Source organism: Aurantibacter aestuarii (assembly GCF_003008425.1).
Lineage (GTDB): Bacteria > Bacteroidota > Bacteroidia > Flavobacteriales > Flavobacteriaceae > Aurantibacter > Aurantibacter aestuarii.
In genome coordinates this window covers 587,673-603,733 of record NZ_PXOQ01000009.1, presented here as the reverse complement: position 1 = coordinate 603,733, position 16,061 = coordinate 587,673, and the positions used below count along the sequence as shown (strand labels likewise).

Below are 16,061 nucleotides of genomic sequence, written 5' to 3'. Positions count from 1 at the left end.
TTTGTGTGCTACAAATATATAGTATATTTGAATTTATTTGGATATTCTATGGGTAATATAAGTATCGTAACAGCAATTTTAATTGCAGCAAATGGATTAATTTCCTACAAAGGTTTTAATGATTACAGTTTTTTTGAAAAATATAAATTTCACGTTGGAGCTATAAAAAATGGTGAAAAAATAAGAGCTTTTAGTTCGGCTTTTTTACATATAGACTTACAACATTTTATATTTAATATGTTGTCTCTATATTTTTTTGCTCCAGTTGTTATAAATTATTTAGGTAATGCTGGTTTTATAGGTGTGTATGTAGGTAGTTTGTTATTAGGGAGCACTTTGTCATATTACTTTCATAAAAACGAATATCATTACACTGCTGTTGGTGCCAGTGGAGCAGTTATGGGTGTTGTGTATTCGGCTATTTTGCTACAGCCAGATATGAGTTTATTTTTGTTTTTTATACCCATACCAATACCAGCTTATATTTTTGGAGTTGGCTATTTGTTATATTCTATTTATGGTATGAAAGCAAAAAACGATAATATTGGTCATGATGCCCATTTTGGTGGTGCTATTGGAGGTTATATAATTACCTTAATTTTATTACCAGCTCTTATACAAGTTAATTTAACGATGGTTATTGTTTTGGCTATCCCCATTTTAATTCTTTTTTTATTAAAAAAAACAGGAAAAATATAATATGTAAAAACTACTAATTTAAAAATGTTTTTATCTGAATAGCAGCTTGTGAGGATTTAGCGTCACCTTGAAGTAATTGATACAAATTGCGACCTTCCTCAAGACTTATTTCATAATTAAAAATTAAGTTTCCTAATAATGTTGTTACAAAAACATTACTCGGGTGTTTCTTTATGAATGCGATATCAGTATTTATTTTTTCACGAAGAAGGCTGTCTGCAACTAATTTAGCTTTGTTGAACTCAGCTTTATCAATCGTTTCATCAAGTACTGTTGCTTTTTTATTTATTGAAACCAAAGCTTCATTAATACTTTTGATTTCGTGATTGTAAATATTTGAAAGACTATACACACTGCTACCTGTAATTGCAGATTGACTAATGTCGTAATTATCTAGAATAATCTGGATAGATTCGTTTGTAAGTGTAAAACTATAGGCTCTATTTCCATTTTTAAATTTTAGATGCCTTAAATCTGGATGCTTAATTACACCTTCAAACATTTCTGTTTCAGAATCAATAATAACAGAGTCTATTATAACCTTTTTTCTTTCTTCAATTTTAATCAGATACAACATCTTATTAAAATTTTCTTTTTTAATATTTACAATTTTAATTGTATAACCATCATTTTCCTTTTCTTTACATCCAGAAATACATATAGATAGTAAAAAAAGCAGAATTACATTTTTCATTGTTTTTTTTTCAAATATACCGAATTTTATAAATTTATAGAATGAATTACTCAGATACTATAGTCGCATTAGCAACTGCAAGTGGTGCAGGAGCAGTTGCAATTATAAGAATTTCAGGAAGTGATGCAACTACTATTGCAGATGGTGTTTTTAGATCTGTTACTAAAAATAAATCATTACTTAAACAAAACTCACATACATTACATTTAGGACATATTGTAGACGAAAAGCGAATTATAGATGAGGTTTTAGTCTCTATATTTAAAAACCCAAAATCTTATACAGGTGAAGATGTTGTAGAGATTCAATGTCACGGATCTATTTACATTCAGCAGGAAATTATACAATTATTATTACGTAAAGGTTGCCGAATGGCAGATGCAGGAGAATTTACTCTACGCGCTTTTTTAAATGGTAAATTAGATTTAAGTCAGGCAGAAGCAGTTGCCGATTTAATTTCTAGCGATAATGAAGCTTCTCATCAAATTGCCATGCAACAAATGCGTGGCGGATTTTCTTCTGAAATAGCCAAACTTAGAGAAGAACTTTTAAATTTTGCTTCTTTAATTGAGCTGGAACTAGACTTTGCTGAAGAAGATGTCGAGTTTGCTGACAGAACACAATTTCGAGACCTAATTGAGCGTATAACTTTCGTTTTAAAACGATTAATAGACAGTTTTGCAGTTGGAAACGTGATTAAAAACGGAATTCCCGTTGCAATTGTAGGCGAACCTAATGTAGGGAAAAGCACACTTTTGAATGCACTTTTAAATGAAGAACGTGCCATAGTAAGTGATATTGCAGGAACTACAAGAGATACTATTGAAGACGAACTGATTATTGAAGGTATTGGTTTTCGATTTATAGATACGGCAGGAATAAGAGATACTAAAGATGTTGTAGAAGGGATTGGAATTAAAAAAACTTTTGAAAAAATAGAACAAGCACAAGTGGTATTATACTTATTTGATGCCGTTCAGTTTGTAGATAATCCCGAAGCTTTTATTGTTGAAATTGAAAAGATTAAAAACAAATATCCATTAAAGCCATTATTGATTGTTCCTAATAAGATTGATAAGATTTCTGATGAAGGCGTTTCAAATTTGAAATCCGTTTTGGACACTATTAAAAATTCTAAATACATTTTGCTATCTGCTAAACAAAGTATAGGAGTAGACGACTTAAAAAATCAGTTGTTAAGTTTTGTAAACACCGGAGCCTTAAGAAACAATGAAACTATTGTAACCAATACCAGACATTACGATGCGCTCTTAAAAGCGTTTGAGAACATTAAAAAAGTGCAATACGGTTTAGTCTCTAATTTATCAAGTGATTTAATGGCTATAGATATTCGAGAAGCCTTATATCATTTTGGGCTTATCACTGGTCAAGTGTCTAATGATGAGTTACTTGGTAATATTTTCGCCAACTTCTGTATTGGCAAGTAACAAGAATTTATATTTTAAGATTTTTTCTGGTAAATGCTACCATTAAATTTTATAGTGTATTGCTCTGTTTTTTCTGTGGTTTTTTCGTCACAATCACCTATGTCCGACACAAAATTTGTTGTGTGTGTTAGGGTTTGTTTTAGCTCAAAATCAAAATAACCGTTGGTCATTTTTTCGCTGATTGAAAGCGTATTTTTCTGGTTATTAAATTCACCTTCACACGAACCATTCCATTCACCTGTATTTTCTTCAAGGCTAAAATTAGATAAGATTTTTTTTAGAGATTGTTCATTTTTAACAAATAATGAAAGTGTTTGGTGGTAATAAGGATTAACTCTTGAAGAACCAAAATAATGTACTCTTACACCAAAAGCTTTAGTGCTCTTGTCTATAGGATAAGGTACAGCATCTATGGCTAATTGATCTAATCTAATCGCATCCGAAACCCAAGTGTTGGTCTTATAACTCTCAAAATAGGTATGGGTTATTTGATTTGTGTCGTTTTTATAAATAACAATATGTGTGTTTAACGTAAAAAATTCTTCAGCTTCTTCAACAATTTCTGGAAGTACAATAATGGTTTCATTATTATGTTTTAAAAATTGACTTGAAATAAGCTCTTCTTTTAGATTTTCTGGGTCTAAATTTAATTGAGAAATCGCATTACTTATAATTAATTCTTTATTGGTTATGATTTTAATTTTCCCTTCGGAAGTTATTTTAAAAACATCACTACTTTCGTGACCTTCATCTGTCCATTCGATATTTTTAATAGTTATTTTATCTTTTTCTAATTTTGAAGTGGTTTTAAAAAAACCTTCGGCAATTTCATCGTAAGCAATTATTTTATAATCTATAATTTGACCATCCAAATTATAATTAATTAAAGTCGTTTCCATTTCATAGTCACCTTTTTTTACGGTTAAAACTGTAGTGTAAAAATCTTTAGAATAGTCTAAACGATATCCAGAACTTAATTTAAAATTATAACCAGTTTTATACCAATTGCTATAAATTAATGGCAGTTTAAAAGCTTCAGCATTAATGGGATTTGTGTTTTGTATTTCACTAAAACTATCAAAAGAAGTTTCTTCTGTTAAGGGTAATGTTTTTAATGGTAATTGGGTAAATACATTTTCAAAATTAGGAATTTTACCTAAAGATTTCGCAGAAACCAGATGCTCAACAAAGTCTAAAAACTCAGGATCGCCAGCAGGACGCATGCTATCCATTTTCCATTTAATTTCAAGCCGTTCATCTTTTAAAAACTCAGGATTTTTTTGGTTATAGATTAATGCTACCGATTCGTTATCTTTTTTAACTATAAACAAAAAATCATCATAATTATCATTAAACTCAACAAATTGAACAGTATCGGTATAAACTGCTCCAACCTCTATATTTTCCCCAATACGCAAATGGCTTGTTTTATATAGCTTAGGAATACTTTGAGCAGTTTTTTGGGTTTCAGTCTGTGTATTAACTTGAGTTTCTTTCTTACAGTTTGTAAAAATAACAGTAACCAAAAGTAGAATGTTGATATAACAAAAACGTTTCATTAGTTCAATTTATAAGTTTTTAAATTGCAAATTGTATCTTTTTTTATAAAAATACCTTCTTCGAACCAGTTAAGCTCTCCACAAACCTTATCAGCTTGTTCTGTTGTGTTTATATAGTAAAATTCAGTTATTCTATAATCACGATACATTCCTAGTTCTTCTGAAACAAATCCGCCTAAATCTTCTTCATGATCTATAAAATAACCAGTTCCTGCTTCTCCTATAAAACCAAAAGTTCTTCCGCCATATTCGTAAAAATAAATGGCATTTTCTCTTGTATATGATAGCTTTTTCCCTTTTAAATGTTTAGAACTACTATGTTCTTTAATTTTGTAAAGGATAGCTTGATATAACTTTTCTCTACCTTTAACGGGGTTTTTTACAATGTATAAATTTGAATATATTTTAGATGGAATAAACTCCATGTAAGAAAAAAAAACTTTTTTAATTATAAAGCATGAAATAATTGTAAAAGATAAAATTGTAAACCATTTTTTTCTTAAGGGTTTAAGGAATATCCATCTTAAAAATTTATAAATAGTATAAGTTGTAAGTAATAGAAAGCAAAAACCAATGATTAAAAAGATTATAAACATAAGCCATTAAATAATATCAATAACCTTTTCTAAAACGTAATGTGTTATAATTACTAAAAAGCAAATTACAAGAAATATAAAAATTCTTAAAATATACCATTTAATATTCTTTAATGGTTTTATATTGAAGAATATGATGTCGGTTATTATAAATAGTAAAGCGATAATACCTCCTAAAATAAGACCAACATACCACAAACCAAAGAATAAAAATTGATTAAATAAATAATCAATTGTATTAAGGCTTGCGGTATTTATGGTATAATTTAAAACGAATTTCATATATATTACACCAACTAAAAGTGAGGCTAAAGTCCAAAATATATAATAGAAAAATCGTTTAAGTATCATAAGTCATTTTTTAGCAAACTACTCTTTTTAGTTCTGCTTCAATTTCATTAAATGCTTTTTTTTGTGTAGGTTCTAAAACTATTGCTTTTATTTTACCTGTAATAATTTCAATTGGGTTTTGGTACGCTTTTTTGCTTTTACCAAAATAAGCTTGCATGACTTTATTAGGAATAACATGATTAAGTTTTAAAGTATTTTCATTTAAATAAAACAATTTAACGGCATGCATATTGTTCTTTTTTAAAACAAGGCATTGTGCCATTTGTCCATTGTTATCCAGTCTATTTTCCCAAATATCATATTCTTTAGTACAGTTATAATTTGTATTTGTTTTTAGTAAACTAAACAGTTGATCAAGTGAATTGTATTGCTTATTAATTGTAATTAAATTTTCCATTTGATTTAGTTTTTAAGTAAAAAACTAACCATCCCAAAAGATGGCTAGTTGATTTGTTTTAAATTTTATATTATTCGAAAGCTCTTACTGCTCTAACACTTCTTGAGTTAATTGGTAAAACTCCATTTGGACTGTCAAGAACAAGATTATATAAATAAACACTTTCATTTGTGCTATCAATTTTAGAACTAGTCCATAATTGATCCGGCAAAATAGTTCCGCCATTATTTGAAGAAACTGTATTTATAATGGTTTTGTTGGTATTCATTTCTGCTACTTCATCTACACTTGGTAAAAACCAATCTGTAAAACCACCACCGTTAAATGCTTTTGCAATTCCAGCTGCATAGGTCGTTTGGTCTCCTCCTTCATGAGCAATAATTGTGTTTGTGTTAGATAAGCCAGTGCCTAAATTAATACTTGTTCCAGGCGCAGTTGTTGCTGGACCTGTTGGATTGTCCCATCTTACTCCTGAAGTTTGATCACTAATTGCGCAAACCAAACCTTTAGAGTCATCTGTTGGGTCAATCCAAAAAATGACTCCTCCATGATTATAATCGCCAATTTCGTTTATATTTTCCAAATTTATAGTTACTGTTGCTGTATTTGCAGTTGTTGTTGATGAAACTATAGCTGTAACTGTGGAATTTGTTTCAAAATCAAATAATGAAGCATCTAGAACTGTTATTTCTCCTGTAGCTGCATCAATTTCTAACGCACCAGCAGGCATTTGCGATGTTAAGCTAAAGCTTGCCGTACCAATTGCATTACTTTCTATGGTACCGATAGATTGTCCAGCTAAAGGGTTTTCATTAATTGAAGCTTCAAAATTTGAAATAGTCATTGTATTCTGTGGCTCTGTCAAAGTATCGTCGTCACTACTACAATTGAATAAAGTGACTATAATTGCAAAAGTAATTGCAGTTTTAATTTTAAAAATGTTTTTCATGATTTCTATAGGTATTAATTAATAATCTAAATTGATTAGTTCCTCGGCTAAAGTATAATAAAAGCTAAAAGTAGTTCCGCCATTTTTAGGTTGGAGCATCACGATGTATTGTGCTTTAGTGACATCACCATTGTCAGGATACTTAATAGACGCAATATGCAGTCTAGGTGATTCTATATTCTTTTCTTTGGTAAGTTGTGACTTAGATTTTTCAACTAAACTGCCTAATTTTTTCAAATTAATGGTTTCGTTTAATTTAAACATAAAGTCGGAAGCTTTTGTGCCTTCAGGAATTTCTATACTTACGTTAGAACTTTGAGTCCAATTGTCTTGCGTGTTACTCCATTCCTCCATTTGTAAAGAACTTGGATTTTCTGTAACGGTTACGCTTATAATGTTTCCAATAGATTCGTTATAGGTAATGGATAAATCTGTAAAGTAAGCGTCATTTCCAAATTTGCTTTTAATTTCATTTTCAATTTCGGCAAATCCTGAAGCTGTAGCTTCTTGCTTAGAAGCACCGCCAGAACAAGACATTAAACATAATGTCAATAGTAATAGGAATGTTGTGGTTTTAAAATTTTTCATGTTGCTAGTTTTAATTCATACGATAAAACTAGGCTGATTACTGTTAGTATGAAATACCAAATCTATATCCGATTGGTTTCAATCGATATTCGTAAAGGTTTAATACATTTCTGATTTTATAAACGTATTATGTTTTGTTCCAATTGAACAAAGAGGAGATAAAGTTTTCTTTTTTTCTATAAGACACAGGTATTTTTGTGCCATTTTTTAAGTGAATTATACCTGATTTATCATACTTATCTACAAACTTCATGTTAATCATGAAAGATTGGTGAGGTCTTTGAAAATTAGCATTTAGTAAACGCTCTTCAAACTCTTTAAGGGTTTTTGAGACTACATGTTTATTGCCATCACAACAATAAAATGTGGTATAACCTTTATCGGATTCGCAATAAATAAGCTCGTCTAGATTTATAACCTGATAACTATCGTGAAAAGATAAAATAATATGATCACCTTCATTATTAAAAATTTGTTTGGCCTTAGCAATAAGAGGTTTTTGATCGCTTGTAGTTAATTTTTTAACCTTTTTTAAAGCTATGGTAAGTTCTTCAACATCTACAGGTTTTAGTAAATAATCTACCGCGCCAACTTTTAATGCTTTTAGCGCATGTTCTTCATAAGCTGTAATAAAGATGATTTTAAAATCGATGTCATTTATTTTCTCTAAAAAATCGAAAGCCGTGCCGTCTAATAAATTAATATCTAAAAACACTAACTCGGGTTTACAAGTCTTAGTGACCACTAATGCTTCTTCAACCGATTCGCATTCACCTATAACATCTACATCTACATCAATAGAAGCAAGGAGTTCTATTAAAGCTTTTCGTATATAAATTTTATCTTCAACAATTATAGATTTCATTACTATTACGCTTTAGTATATGGAATATTTATGGTGATTTTTGTTCCTTTTTCATCATACTTTTTCCGGTCTTCAATAGCTATGGAAGCATCCATTTTAAAATCTTTAGACAGGTATTTTAAACGTTCTGAAGTAATTTTTGTGGCTAAGGATTTTTTATTTTGATTAATGTTTCGCTCACTAGAATCTATTCCAATACCATTATCTAAAATACAGCAAATTAGTTTTGCACCTTCTAATTTAAGATGAATTTCTACCACAGCATTTTCTTTATGATTTTTAAAGGCATGTTCTATTGCGTTTTCAACAAAAGGTTGAATCAACATTGGTGGTATTTTAATAGTATTAGTATCTATAGTGCTATCTACATTTAATTTGAAGTTAATGTTTTCATTTTCTATAGTTTGAAGAGAAAGGTAGTTGTCTACCGCTTCTAATTCTTTTGAAAGTAAAACCGTCTTATCTCTGGAATTTTCTAAAGTAATACGCAACAATTTTGAAAATTTAGATAAATAACTTACCGATTTAGAAGCTTCTTTATTTAAAATCATGCCTTGTAATACAGACAGAGAATTAAAAATAAAATGCGGTGTCATTTGTGTACGTAACAGTTTTTGTTCGGTTATAATGTTTTGTGTTTTAGCTTTTGAATTTCTTAATTTTAAATAGAAAATGATACTTCCTAAAAGTATGGCAACCGTTAAAAAACTAATAATACCAAGCAGTAAATTGCGTTGTGTTTTTGCTAAATCTTTAGAGGTTGTTTCAACAGTTTTAGTAAGTTTTACTTCTCTTTTTTCGGCAGCATCTAGTTCTTTTTCGTATTTATATTCGTATTCTAATTGAGTTATTTTTTTAATATTATCTTCATTTAAAATACTGTCACTTAAAACTTTAAATTGTTGGTAACTCTCGAAAGCTTTTTTAAAGTCTCCTTTGTTTTTGTATATCCTAGAGAATAAACTATAGGCATTTTTTTTATGAGTTAAGTATTTATATTCTTCAGAAACTTCTGCCAGCTTTTTAGTGTTTAACAATGCTAAATTAAAGTTTTTCATTTCAAAATAAGTTTCAGCTAAACCTTGATAGGAATCGGCTAAATCATAAGAATAGTTATTTGCTAAGTTTATGGTTTTAGATTCTTCAAAATAGCTTAATGCTTCAGGAAACTTTTCAATTTCCAGATAGATAAACCCTAAACCATTAAGAGCCGTTACTAAATTCACATCATCTTCAATCTCTCTACTTAACTTAACAGATGCGTTATAATTACTTATAGCCTTATCATATTCGTTATTGTCAAAATAAACGCCTGCGATGTTATTTTTTAAAGCAGTTACATTTTTAACATTAAACTGTGCATTATTTATGGAAAGTGCTTTATTATAAAAATTTAAAGCTTTTTCGTTATCATTTTGTTGTCTGTATAAGTTTCCAATATTTATATGCGATTGAAAAATGCCTATAGAATCATTAATACGTTCTGCTATTTGGAGTGATTTATTATGGTAGTCCAGAGAAACTGGATAATTGCCTTGCTCATAGTACAAACTAGCAATAGAATTTAAGCTGTTTAGAATGCCTAAAGAGTCCTTATTCTTCTTGTTGATTTCCAATGCATAATCAAAATTTTCTAAAGCTTTTTCATATTCTCCAGTATGTCTATAAATAATACCTATATTATATAAGTATTTATGAATCATTTTACTGTCATTTCTTTTTTCTGCAATACGCATTGCTTTTTTGTACGCGTTTAAAGAGTTTTTAAATTCTCCCTTATAAGAGTATAGGACGCCCATTGCATTATTACATTTCTCTAAACCTTTTAAATCGTTTAAAGTAGTGTAGAGCTCTTTTGATTTGCCATAATTTTTAAGTGCTTCATTAAAATTTGCTTGCTCTGTATAAATAACAGCTTTAATATAATAGCTGTGAGCTAAAAATTTAGCAACACCTAGCTCATTGGCAAGTTTTAAAGATTCGTCTATATATTCAATAGCTTTTGGCGGATTGTTCCTATAATGTTGAAAAGCTAAAAGGTTAAGTAAGTTTACTCGTGTAGTATCTTGCTTTTGATGTGATTTTAATTCAGTCTTTAAGCTATCAATTATAACAGTTTGAGAACATAAATATTGAAAAGCTAAAAGAAAAATTACTGTAAGTGCACTTTTTAGATTGTGAGAAGAATAAAATAGCTGCATTAATTTTGGTTTGGTTGTACTCAAATTTAAGTTTTTTATCTATGAATTGCTCAAAAGTTTTTCAGAAATGGACATTTTTATATTTATTTTTTATGATAAGAATATAATTAATACCTAATAAAACAATGGAGTAGGAGCGCATGCTTTTGTGTTTGTAATTTTTAAAAAAAGTATGTGAATTGTAAACCTTATGCGAGGTTTGTTTATATAATTATTATGCTAATATTTATTAATATAGCAGTTACGTTAATAAAATGTAAAACTTTAATTTAAAGTTGTTTTACCCTTAGATTTCGTTTTACATTTGCGCAAAAAATAGTAATTATGAAAAGAGAAGTTAGAGTATTTGTTTTACAGCTAAGTTTTTTATTAATAGGCGCATTATTAATCTGTGCTTGTTTATAATAAAAATCTTATTTAAAATAAAGTTCAACTTTTAAAGTCTAATTTCGATTAGACTTTTTTTATATTTTAAAACCATGTGTATTAATATTTAATAGGATGACTATAGAAGATATTACCGGAACTTTTCAAATTAAAGGCACCAACCAAGATAGTACGAATTTGAATTATAAAGGAGAATTAACATTGACCTTAGATGCCACAAATAGAATAGAAGCTAAATGGCTTATAAATAACGAGCAGGAACAATATGGTACTGGGTTTTTTAAGAATCAAATTCTCGTCATTAATTTTAATTATAAAAATGACCTAAATAAAGTTTTTAAAGGTGTTGCTGTTTATAAATGTCTAACTAAAGATGTGTTTGAAGGATTTTGGAGTGAAAAACATGGTGATCCTATGTTTTTAGGTACGGAAACTTGCTTTAGAATTGGTGGATGTACGACCAAATTGAATTGATTAGCGGCTTTTTATAAGTAAATAAGCAGATTGAATACTTAATGATGATCCTGAGGATACAGATCCATTTAAATGGATCTCATAAGGTGTTATACCTGCATTCCAGTTTCTCCATCCAGTATCTATAACTCCATTTGTTCCAGAAAGTGGAAAATCTGTAAAGGTTCCAGCTCCTAAAATATTAGTAGATAAAATCCCGTTATCAGCTCTTACTCTTAAGGTTGGAATGCTTCCTGCTTTATTAGTATAATAGACTATCATTCTTACTTCTAAACTTCCTAAAGCGCTAAATACAGTAGGTATAACACCTAAATCAAAATTAGGTAAATCTGTATTTGCTCCTGTATTATTCATAATATATGGTGTACTTGAAGTAAACATTTGCAAATGAGTGTAAGGATCTACAATATTATTTTGAGTTTGCCAATTAGCAATTCCTGAACCGTTAGTAAGTATGATATTATTTGATGCCCCATCAGCTATAGGAATTTCATATGCTTCATTAATTTCAATAACTCCAGTTTTCCAAATTTCTATTGCATTATTACTTACAATACTGTTACCATTTCCAATAACGAATACTCTGTCTGCTGAGTGATTTTCATTATGGCTATCCATATCATCATTTGATGGATCTGCATCATCTTCATTTTGATTAAATCGGGGATATTGTTTAGCATAAGTTCCAAAAGCAATTTCCCCTACAGATTCGGCAATATTATTATCTCCTGAAGCCCAACCACTTCTACCTTTTGTGTTGTTATTGCTACCAAAAGAAATTGAGTTATTCTGTGTTGAAAAATTACTGGTTCCTGTTACAAATGAAGAGTTTTGTCTTGCTTCACTTAAATAGCCAAAAGCACTAGCATTGGTCCCTTGAGTATTGGTTGCAGTCTCATTATTTGCAGCAAAACCTCTACCAGATCTGGTTTCAATATCGAATCCAAAACCAAAAGAATAATTTCTACTTTCATTTGCAGAAAAAGTAGGACCTAAAGTGCTTCCTGCCTTGAAAGCTGCATTTCGTGGATTAAAAAACAATCGCGTTCCTGCACCAGATTCTTCAGAATCTATATTGACTCCTGACCCAAATGTTCCAGTTATATATAAACCGTCCGTTGCTGTTATTTTTACAGCAGATGCATCAGCAAAAATTAGTCGTCCGTTTCCTGGTCCTCCTGAATCATACGCTTTATCTAATGTGCTTGGGTTTTGAAATTTAGTCCATTGTAATCCGTTATAATAATAATAACCAACCCCATTACCATTTAATACAGATGCATTTGTATTCCATATAATTAATCCTATTTCCGGAGTATTTATAGGGGTCGTAGTATTGAAGACTGAAATAAGATTAATTCTAGGTATCAGTAACCCTTTATCAGTAGAAGTTACATCTAAAATAACACTATCGTCAATATCTGTAGTATTAATTCCTACTTTATTTTGAGCATTAAGGTTTAAAGATATGGTTATAGTCGCTAATGCAATGTAAAATTTAAAAGTAAAGTTCATAACAATGCGATATTATTGAGCACGTACTAATAAATAGACGTTTTCTATTGTGAAATTTCCCGTTGTAGTAGCTTGTAATGCTAGTTCGTAAGGAGTAATATTTCCAGCATTCCAGTTTAACCATCCACTTTGGGCAATACCGCCAGTAGTAGTTCCTGTAAATGTTTTAGCATCTGTAAAAGTTATTGGAAAAATGGTGTTTACGCCATCTCTAGCTCTTAATCTAAACTGTGAAGTTCCTGTTGAAGCCGTATAACGTATTACCAATTTAACCTGTAAATTACCATTGGTATCATAGATAGAAGGAACAATTCCACTTTCAACTCCAGGGATTAAAGTTGTGGTAGAACTTGTAAGGTTGTAGGTTGTATTTGTTGCAAATAAAGTTAAGGAAACGATTGCTGAGTTATTAGCATCTCTCCAACTAACATTTCCAGCACCGTCGGTAACTAAGGTTTGTCCATTATTTCCATCTGTAGTAGGTAGTGTATATGCTTCATTTATCCTTACTCTACCATCTTTAAAAACTTCTAAAGCATTTTTTCTAGTAGTTGTAGAAGTACCTATTCCAATTGCTAAAGCCCTGTCTGTAGAAAAAAATTGTGTATTACTGTTTACATTAGACAAAGTACCAATAGTAGCATAGTTTCCTAATACTACTTCAGTAAAAGAATTAGCGACATTAGATTGGCCAAAAGCAACCGAATTATTACCTAATGCACTAGAGCCTGAGCCTCCAACAAACGAATTTTCACCAAAAGCAGTGTTACCTGCACCCGTAGAGAAACTAGTTAAACCACTAGAAATATTGTCTCTACCAAAGCTAGCAGAATTATTTCCAGAAGCAATATTTCCATCATTAACCGCAAAAGACATCGCTCCAGATGCAATATTATTTCTGTTTGCAGCAAATGAATAGTTACCTACATTTGCATCGTTCCATTGTGCGCCATTTACGAATCCAGCTCTAAAGGCAGCTTTTCTTGGATTAAAAAACATCCGTGTTCCCGCACCTGATTCCTCAATAGTTGTTCCAGATCCAAAGGTTCCTGTTACAAAGAAACCATCAGTACCAGCAATTTTTACAGCTCCAGCATCTGCGGTAATGATGCGTCCAGCACCAGCACCTGTTTCATCATATGCCTGATCTAAGGTATTATTTTGCTTAGTTATTGGTAACCAACGGGTACCCAAAAAATAATAAAAACCAATACCAGTACCACCAATAGTTGAGGCGTTTGTGTTCCAAACCAATAAACCATCTGTAGGGTTAGGTATTGTAGCTGTGGCTACAGAAATATCCGTGACATCATTTAAGCTTACGCGAGGCACTAAGACTCCTTTGTCAGTACTAGTAATATCTAGTATAGCAGATGGATCAGGAGTGGTAGTTCCTATACCTACTTGACTTAAACAAATTAAGCTAGATAAGCTAAAAATTAAAATTAATAAGTTCGATTTCATAAAATAATTTAGGAGGAATAAATTAAAACGTAAGTAGTTTAAAATGAAATCAGAATAAAAAAAGAGTCACTTTTTGGGGGGAAGTGACTCTTTATAAATTTATTCTTTGACTAATTTTTTTGTCGTAGAGGAATTATTCTGATCTACAATTTTGACTAAATAAACACCAGTTGTTAAAGTTGATATATTTAGTTTGCCATTAGTTAATTGCTTTGACTTTATTACTTGTTTACCTGTAATGTCAAAAACAGTTACTTGAGATATAACACTAGGATTAGAAAAGTTTAATTCGCTATTTGCAGGATTTGGATATAATGTAAACCCTGAAGTCTTATCAAAACTATCTACACTTAATGAAGGCTCATTATAAAATTCTATAAAATCGAATACAATAATACCATTTGAAGCATCTGTATTTCCAGCATTTCTTATTAAAATCTCTGTTAATTCTACTTTATCTACAAACTCTGTATTATTTAAAGGAATTACAACAGTTCCTGTTCCGTTAGGAGTAATAGTTTCATTTACATAATTATCACCACCGCTAATAGCATTAGTGTGTTTAACTCTTATAACCGTATTAGTTGTATTATTTGTATAAGTAATTCTACAAGCATTAACATTCCAAGTTGTTGGAGCTAAAGCACAGTTGTACGTTATTTTTGGAGTACCTCCAGTAATTTCAATCGAAATGTCATCACCACTAACAGTTTCAATAGCATTTCCATTAGCTGTCCAATTTGCAAGTTCTGCATCGGTATCAAAATTTAAATCTGGCGCCGGAGTTACTGGATTAAATGTAGCTGTTACGGTAGCATCAACAGTTCCTACAGTATAGTTAAAAGGATTCATATTACCAGAAGGAACACCATTTACAACCCACTCGTTAAATGTAAAGTTAGCACAAGCCGGAGTTGCAGTAAACTCTACCATGTCTCCTGTATTATAACAACCTTGAGGGGCAGTTATAACATTTGTACCTGCACCATCTGTTGCAGCAATTACTTCTTGACCTGCACATGGAACTTTTACCCAAGTTACATTATCAATAAAATAAGTTACAGGTGTTGCAACACCATTAGGCCTTCCAAAAAAACGTATGTTCATTTGATCTGCAGTTAACCCTGTGAAAGTTTCTGTATGCGATTCCCAAGTATTATCTGCCGCGATAGTAATATCAGTCCCGTTAATTCCAGTACCTTGAAATAGAGCAGGTCTTATAACTGTTCCAGAAGTACCTTTAACATCAAATGATAAAGTATAGTCACCTGGACCATCGTATGGAGCAACATTAGGGTTTGTATTTACACGGTTATTATTTGCCGTACTTTGAAATTCTAATGCTCCACCAGGATTACCTTCTGCAGCATTCCAGACAGGAGTTGTGTTATTCCCAACCCAACCGCTAATATCTGCATCAAAAGTACCATTGGTTAATGGCGCATTTTGGGCGTTAATTGTAAAAATTGCAACTAAAAAAGCTGCTAAAAATGTAATTTTTCTCATAATTGATCGGTTTTTAATTAAAATTATTCTTTTGCTTTCCCTTTTTTACGGGCTTTTTTCTGTTCTTTCGTTAAAATTTCTTGATAAAGAATTTTACCATATTTTTTATGAATATCTTTAATATCCTCTTTAGAACTATTTGCTTTTTTTGCAGCTCTAACTTCTTTAAGTTTATTAAATTCTATTTTGAAAACTTCTTCTTTTTGACTTTCTGAAAGAGATTGACTAGCATCTCCATCCATTATTTCTTGATTAAGTTTCTCAATTTTTTCATTTATTTTTTCTTTCATTTTATCAGACTGAGCTAAACTAATTGCTGATAGTCCAAAAACTAATAAAAGGGTAAAAAGTACTTTTTTCATTGTATT

At 30.5% G+C, this 16,061-nt stretch carries 16 protein-coding genes; 3 read left to right on the top strand and 13 right to left on the bottom strand.

What is annotated here, in order from left to right:
* Positions 1-48: 48 nt before the first annotated feature.
* Positions 49-699: a rhomboid family intramembrane serine protease gene (locus C7H52_RS09425; RefSeq protein WP_106463651.1), complete on the top strand. Its 651-nt coding sequence runs from the start codon at positions 49-51 to the stop codon at positions 697-699.
* Between the two features lie 13 nt (positions 700-712).
* Here the strand turns inward: C7H52_RS09425 and C7H52_RS09420 are convergent, their stop codons facing one another.
* On the bottom strand, positions 713-1,393 hold the full coding sequence (locus tag C7H52_RS09420; RefSeq protein WP_106463650.1) for a DUF4369 domain-containing protein: 681 nt from the start codon (positions 1,391-1,393) through the stop codon (positions 713-715).
* A gap of 41 nt (positions 1,394-1,434) precedes the next feature.
* Between C7H52_RS09420 and mnmE the strand changes: the two genes are divergently transcribed.
* Positions 1,435-2,841 (top strand): tRNA uridine-5-carboxymethylaminomethyl(34) synthesis GTPase MnmE, encoded by a 1,407-nt coding sequence (mnmE, locus tag C7H52_RS09415; RefSeq protein ID WP_106463649.1) that lies wholly within the window; start codon positions 1,435-1,437, stop codon positions 2,839-2,841.
* 14 nt (positions 2,842-2,855) lie between these two features.
* Here the strand turns inward: mnmE and C7H52_RS09410 are convergent, their stop codons facing one another.
* The 8 genes from C7H52_RS09410 to C7H52_RS09375 all read right to left on the bottom strand — a co-directional run bounded on the left by C7H52_RS09410 (position 2,856) and on the right by C7H52_RS09375 (position 10,347).
* A complete protein-coding gene (locus tag C7H52_RS09410) occupies positions 2,856-4,400 on the bottom strand; it encodes a PA3715 family protein (protein ID WP_106463648.1) in 1,545 nt (514 codons plus the stop codon).
* Entirely contained in the window at positions 4,400-4,825 is a 426-nt protein-coding gene (locus tag C7H52_RS09405; protein WP_106463647.1) for a hypothetical protein, read from the bottom strand. Before C7H52_RS09405 ends, C7H52_RS09410 begins: the two co-directional genes overlap by 1 nt.
* 177 nt (positions 4,826-5,002) lie before the next feature.
* On the bottom strand, positions 5,003-5,347 hold the full coding sequence (locus C7H52_RS09400) for a hypothetical protein (protein ID WP_146130032.1): 345 nt from the start codon (positions 5,345-5,347) through the stop codon (positions 5,003-5,005).
* Positions 5,348-5,357: 10 nt separating this feature from the next.
* The gene (locus tag C7H52_RS09395; RefSeq protein ID WP_106463645.1) at positions 5,358-5,744 is read right to left on the bottom strand and encodes a hypothetical protein; all 387 of its coding nucleotides are present in this window, start codon (positions 5,742-5,744) and stop codon (positions 5,358-5,360) included.
* A gap of 70 nt (positions 5,745-5,814) precedes the next feature.
* Positions 5,815-6,693, bottom strand: a complete 879-nt coding sequence (locus C7H52_RS09390) for a hypothetical protein (protein ID WP_106463644.1) — start codon at positions 6,691-6,693, stop codon at positions 5,815-5,817.
* A gap of 18 nt (positions 6,694-6,711) precedes the next feature.
* A complete protein-coding gene (locus C7H52_RS09385) occupies positions 6,712-7,281 on the bottom strand; it encodes a hypothetical protein (protein ID WP_106463643.1) in 570 nt (189 codons plus the stop codon).
* A gap of 127 nt (positions 7,282-7,408) precedes the next feature.
* Positions 7,409-8,146 (bottom strand): LytR/AlgR family response regulator transcription factor, encoded by a 738-nt coding sequence (locus C7H52_RS09380; RefSeq protein ID WP_106463642.1) that lies wholly within the window; start codon positions 8,144-8,146, stop codon positions 7,409-7,411.
* Positions 8,147-8,151: 5 nt separating this feature from the next.
* Entirely contained in the window at positions 8,152-10,347 is a 2,196-nt protein-coding gene (locus C7H52_RS09375; RefSeq protein ID WP_146130031.1) for a tetratricopeptide repeat protein, read from the bottom strand.
* A gap of 501 nt (positions 10,348-10,848) precedes the next feature.
* Between C7H52_RS09375 and C7H52_RS09370 the strand changes: the two genes are divergently transcribed.
* On the top strand, positions 10,849-11,208 hold the full coding sequence (locus C7H52_RS09370) for a hypothetical protein (protein ID WP_106463640.1): 360 nt from the start codon (positions 10,849-10,851) through the stop codon (positions 11,206-11,208).
* Here the strand turns inward: C7H52_RS09370 and C7H52_RS09365 are convergent, their stop codons facing one another.
* The 4 genes from C7H52_RS09365 to C7H52_RS09350 all read right to left on the bottom strand — a co-directional run bounded on the left by C7H52_RS09365 (position 11,209) and on the right by C7H52_RS09350 (position 16,055).
* On the bottom strand, positions 11,209-12,723 hold the full coding sequence (locus C7H52_RS09365; RefSeq protein WP_106463639.1) for a hypothetical protein: 1,515 nt from the start codon (positions 12,721-12,723) through the stop codon (positions 11,209-11,211). It abuts the gene before it with no gap.
* 12 nt (positions 12,724-12,735) lie between these two features.
* Positions 12,736-14,187: a hypothetical protein gene (locus C7H52_RS09360; protein WP_106463638.1), complete on the bottom strand. Its 1,452-nt coding sequence runs from the start codon at positions 14,185-14,187 to the stop codon at positions 12,736-12,738.
* A gap of 99 nt (positions 14,188-14,286) precedes the next feature.
* Complete coding sequence (locus C7H52_RS09355; RefSeq protein ID WP_106463637.1) at positions 14,287-15,693, bottom strand: T9SS type A sorting domain-containing protein; 1,407 nt, start codon at positions 15,691-15,693, stop codon at positions 14,287-14,289.
* Positions 15,694-15,716: 23 nt separating this feature from the next.
* Positions 15,717-16,055, bottom strand: a complete 339-nt coding sequence (locus tag C7H52_RS09350; protein WP_106463636.1) for a hypothetical protein — start codon at positions 16,053-16,055, stop codon at positions 15,717-15,719.
* Positions 16,056-16,061: the final 6 nt, after the last annotated feature.